Below are 4,190 nucleotides of genomic sequence, written 5' to 3' on the forward strand. Positions count from 1 at the left end.
GTGAAATACCTCTCCAGAATGTGGGGTAATCCGGCCGTTCCGCACATCAGGGCCAGAAGCAGAGACAGGGCCTCCACCGGGCCGATCAGGGCGAAACCAGGGGCGACAAAGGCCGAACCGTCGAATGCACCCACCCCTCCTGCGTCAAAGGCCGCGATGGAGGCCACGACCTGGCCATAGGTCAGGCCGTGAAGAACCCATGGGATGAATGCCAACAGGAACATGGAGCCGAAAAGAATCCAGAACTGAACCACCTGGGTGACCGTCGTGCCCTTCATGCCACCCACGGACACATAAAGCGTGATGGCCAGGGCCACGACCGCGATGGCCGTTCGGTAGTCCAGCCCCAGGACGAGGCCCAGGATCTTGCCTGCGGCCAGCATCTGCGGTGCCATATAAAAGAGGGAAATGGACAGCACTCCCGCCACTCCCAGGAGTCGGGCGGTTTTGGAGTGGAACCGGACGGACACAAAATCCGGCACCGTGTAGCGGCCGAATTTGCGCAGCGGCCCGGCCAGGAGGATCAACAGGGTCAGATATCCCACGAAAAAGCCGAGGGCGTAGACCATCCCGTCGAATCCCTCCAGAAAGGCGATTCCCGCCACCCCCAAAAAGGAGGCTGCCGAAAGATAGTCGCTGGAAATGGCCGAGGCATTGACCAGATGGCTGCCCCGCCGTCCAGGAAGATAATAATCGGCTGAAACCTTGTGGGCCCGGAAGATCCAGGTGCTGGCCACCGTGAAGGCCAGCATCAGGCCGACGATGGTCAGAATCGTGGCCGGATTCTGATAGATGGCCGCCATCATCTGTCATCCCCTTCCAGGTTCCGCTCCAGGGCCGCCGACCGCCGCGCGAACCAGGCATAGAGCCCCCACCCGACCGGGTACACGACCACGGCTGACAGCCAATACCGCAGGGGCAGCTCCTCCACCGGGCCAAAATTTCGGCCCCCGATATAGAAAAAAACGAACATCCCGGCCACCAGGCCGAGATATGGCAGGCCCATCCCAAGGGCCAGGCGAAGCTGGCGCTTTCGAAGCCGTTCCACCCGTTCAGCATTCATGTCCAATCCTCCGGATCATTGCAGGGATGAGTCACTCGCCGGCCTTTTCTTGGGAACTGCCGTAGAGGATGACCGGGATGGCAAACAGCAGATAAGGCAGAAAGACCATGCCCATGTGCAGGAGTCCGGGCCGGCCCTGGGGGGTGGGAACCCCGAACAATTCGCCATAACCGAAGAGGATCACGGCCAGACCGCCCAGAATCAAGGTGGCCTGTCCAGCCATGACCCAATGACGAGGCGTCCACCATGTTCGACCCCAGGCCAGCCCAAAGGCTCCGACCAGACAGAGACTGAAAGCAACCATGGTCGCCAAATCTCGCGCCACGGTCCAGAAATGCAGGGGATGAAGCAGCCTGACGCCGCTCACAAACGCCATGGCGGCGTAAAGTACGGCCAGCAGAACCACGTATCCTTTCATGGCGGCCTCCTTTTGTGATCTTGGAACGCGGGACAGGAATCGAGTCTACGCCCGCCAATGGCCTTGATGCAAGGCCGAACGGTCGCTTCGGCCATCAGCGGCGCATTTATGGACGTGCGCGGTCAAATTTGGCCCCCATGAGGCAAGACAGGGCCTGATTCAGACCGCTGGAAGCCATCTTTGCCATTCACCAAAAAAAGGGTGCGGCACCCACCGGGTCCATGTAGTGATTCATCCTGGCCGAAAGTCGCCAGACGGCCGGGAAAGGCAGTTTCCACAAACCAAGGAGGGACATCATGGACCACAAGGCAATGCGCATTGAGTACTGGAAAAAAAACGTCCGGCTCATGGCCGTACTCCTCACCATCTGGGCGGTCGTATCTTATGGCTGCGGCATCCTTTTCGTAGAGGTCCTGAACACGATCCGACTCGGCGGATTTCCCCTGGGATTCTGGTTCGCTCAACAGGGCTCCATCTATACCTTCGTCATTCTCATCTTCGTCTATGTTTATCTCATGGGCAAGATGGACCGCAAGTACGACGTGCACGAATGAGCATCGCCACCGCCGAGAATAAGGAGACACGATCATGTCGATAAAAATGTGGACCTACATCATGGTGGGGCTGACCTTCAGTATCTACCTGACCATAGCCTGGCTCTCCAGGGTCAAGGACACCAAGGGATTCTATGTGGCCGGGGGCGGGGTGCCGCCCATCGCCAACGGCCTGGCCACGGCCGCGGACTGGATGAGTGCCGCCTCCTTCATCTCCATGGCCGGACTCATTTCCTTCATGGGCTATTCCGGGGCCATCTACCTCATGGGCTGGACCGGAGGCTACGTGTTGCTGGCCCTCTTACTGGCCCCGTACCTGCGCAAATTCGGCAAGTTCACCGTGCCCGACTTCGTGGGTGATCGCTACTACTCCAACACGGCCCGGGTCGTGGCCCTGTGCTGCGCCATCTTCGCCTCCCTGACCTACGTGGCCGGGCAGATGCGCGGCGTGGGCATCGTCTTCAGCCGCTTTCTCGAAGTGGACGTGAACACCGGGGTCGTCATCGGCATGATCATCGTCTTCTTCTACGCCGGCTTGGGCGGCATGAAGGGCATCACCTGGACCCAGGTCGCCCAGTACTGCGTCCTGATCCTGGCCTTTCTCATCCCGGCCGTGGCCATTTCCCTGAAGATCACCGGCAACCCCATCCCCCAGCTGGGCTTCGGCGGCATGATCACCGAAGGCTCTGACGCCGGGCAATGGCTGCTCACCACCCTGGACGCCCTGAACAAGGATCTCGGATTCGCCGAATACACCCAGGCCTTCGGCCCAGGTTCCAAGTCCATGCTCGACGTGGCCTGCATCACCCTGGCCCTGATGGTCGGCACGGCCGGGCTGCCCCACGTCATCGTCCGCTTCTACACCGTGCCCACGGTCAAGGCCGCCCGGGTCTCGGCCGGCTACGCCCTGCTGTTCATCGCCATCCTGTACACCACCGCCCCGGCTGTGTCGGCCTTTGCCCGCTACAACATGATCAACAGCCTGAACAACGTGGCCTACGCCGAGGCCCCTACCTGGTTCACAAACTGGGAAAAGACGGCCCTCATCGCCTGGATGGACAAGAACAATGACGGCATCATCCAGTACAGGGCCGGCACGTCCATGATCGGCAAGCCAGCCCTGGCCGCCGGACAGACAGGCCCCGTCGGCCAGCCCGTCTACACCAACCAGCTGGCACCGGGAGCCAACGAACTCTATGTGGACAACGATATCATGGTCCTGGCCAACCCCGAAATCGCCAACCTGCCGGCCTGGGTCATCGCCCTGGTCGCGGCCGGCGGCCTGGCCGCGGCCCTGTCCACGGCCTCGGGCCTGCTCCTGGTCATCGCCTCCAGCATATCCCACGATCTCTACTACCGGATCATCAACCGCAAGGCCTCGGAGCAGCGTCGCCTGACCATCGGCCGGATCATGATCGGTGTGGCCGTCATTGTCGCCGGCTACTTCGGCATCAACCCGCCGGGCTTCGTGGCCCAGGTGGTGGCCCTGGCCTTTGGCCTGGCCGCATCCAGCTTCTTCCCCGTCCTGATCCTGGGAATCTTCACCACCCGGACCAACAGGGAGGGGGCCATCGCCGGCATGATCTGCGGCATTGGCTTCACCATGCTCTACATCGTCCAGACCAAGTTCATGGGCATGGGCAACTGGTTTCTGGGCATCAGCCCCGAGGGCATCGGCGTCGTCGGCATGCTCATCAACTTCCTGGTAACCGTGGCCGTATCGTCCTTCACCCCGCCGCCTCCGGCCGAGATCCAGGAACTGGTCGAAAGCGTGCGCACTCCCAGGGGCGCCGGCGCGGCCGTGGACCACTAGTCGCCAAATCCAAACCCGAAGATCTGACCCTCCCCTATCCTGCTCGACGTGGAGGGTCGGATCTCGAACAGGAGTCACCATGGGGGTCAAACAGAGCGTCCACAAAGTCGCACCGGGCGTGGCCAGGGATTTTTTCCGGGCCACCCTGCCCTTTTCTGAGCTCGATCCCGAGGACCTCGACGAGGTCTGCCGGGAATGCACCGTGGATTTTTATCCCACCGGCACCATGATCTTCATTCAAGGACAAACACCCGTTGAACATCTTCACCTGGTTCAAAAAGGCGGAGTCAAGCTCTACCTGAGAGACAAGGAAGGCCTTGAAAACCTGGTGGATTACCGGGG

The 4,190-nt window shown here is 61.0% G+C and carries 6 protein-coding genes; 3 read left to right on the top strand and 3 right to left on the bottom strand.

The window, feature by feature from the left end:
* The 3 genes from EOM25_12710 to EOM25_12720 form a co-directional block, all read right to left on the bottom strand.
* Nucleotides 1-803: cation acetate symporter (locus EOM25_12710; protein NCC26035.1), on the bottom strand; the 803-nt coding region annotated here is incomplete at its 3' end.
* Nucleotides 803-1,063, bottom strand: coding sequence for a hypothetical protein (locus tag EOM25_12715; protein NCC26036.1), 261 nt, complete (start codon nt 1,061-1,063; stop codon nt 803-805). The genes EOM25_12715 and EOM25_12710, both read right to left, overlap by 1 nt.
* Before the next feature lie 31 nt (nt 1,064-1,094).
* Complete coding sequence (locus EOM25_12720) at nt 1,095-1,481, bottom strand: hypothetical protein (protein ID NCC26037.1); 387 nt, start codon at nt 1,479-1,481, stop codon at nt 1,095-1,097.
* A gap of 296 nt (nt 1,482-1,777) precedes the next feature.
* Here EOM25_12720 and EOM25_12725 point away from each other — a divergent pair, with 296 nt between their 5' ends.
* From EOM25_12725 to EOM25_12735, 3 genes are all read left to right on the top strand, one after another.
* Complete coding sequence (locus EOM25_12725; protein ID NCC26038.1) at nt 1,778-2,035, top strand: DUF4212 domain-containing protein; 258 nt, start codon at nt 1,778-1,780, stop codon at nt 2,033-2,035.
* Between the two features lie 34 nt (nt 2,036-2,069).
* Nucleotides 2,070-3,848 (top strand): cation acetate symporter, encoded by a 1,779-nt coding sequence (locus EOM25_12730; protein ID NCC26039.1) that lies wholly within the window; start codon nt 2,070-2,072, stop codon nt 3,846-3,848.
* Between the two features lie 79 nt (nt 3,849-3,927).
* Nucleotides 3,928-4,190: cyclic nucleotide-binding domain-containing protein (locus EOM25_12735; GenBank protein ID NCC26040.1), on the top strand; the 263-nt coding region annotated here is incomplete at its 3' end.

Source organism: Deltaproteobacteria bacterium, assembly GCA_009929795.1.
GTDB lineage: Bacteria > Desulfobacterota > Desulfovibrionia > Desulfovibrionales > Desulfomicrobiaceae > RZZR01.

Bases quoted from the DNA above. Each gene is read 5' to 3' on its own strand.
- EOM25_12720 (NCC26037.1), bottom strand. From the start codon at position 1,481: ATGAAAGGATACGTGGTTCTGCTGGCCGTACTTTACGCCGCCATGGCG.
- EOM25_12725 (NCC26038.1), top strand. From the start codon at position 1,778: ATGGACCACAAGGCAATGCGCATTGAGTACTGGAAAAAAAACGTCCGG.
- EOM25_12715 (NCC26036.1), bottom strand. From the start codon at position 1,063: ATGAATGCTGAACGGGTGGAACGGCTTCGAAAGCGCCAGCTTCGCCTG.
- EOM25_12730 (NCC26039.1), top strand. From the start codon at position 2,070: ATGTCGATAAAAATGTGGACCTACATCATGGTGGGGCTGACCTTCAGT.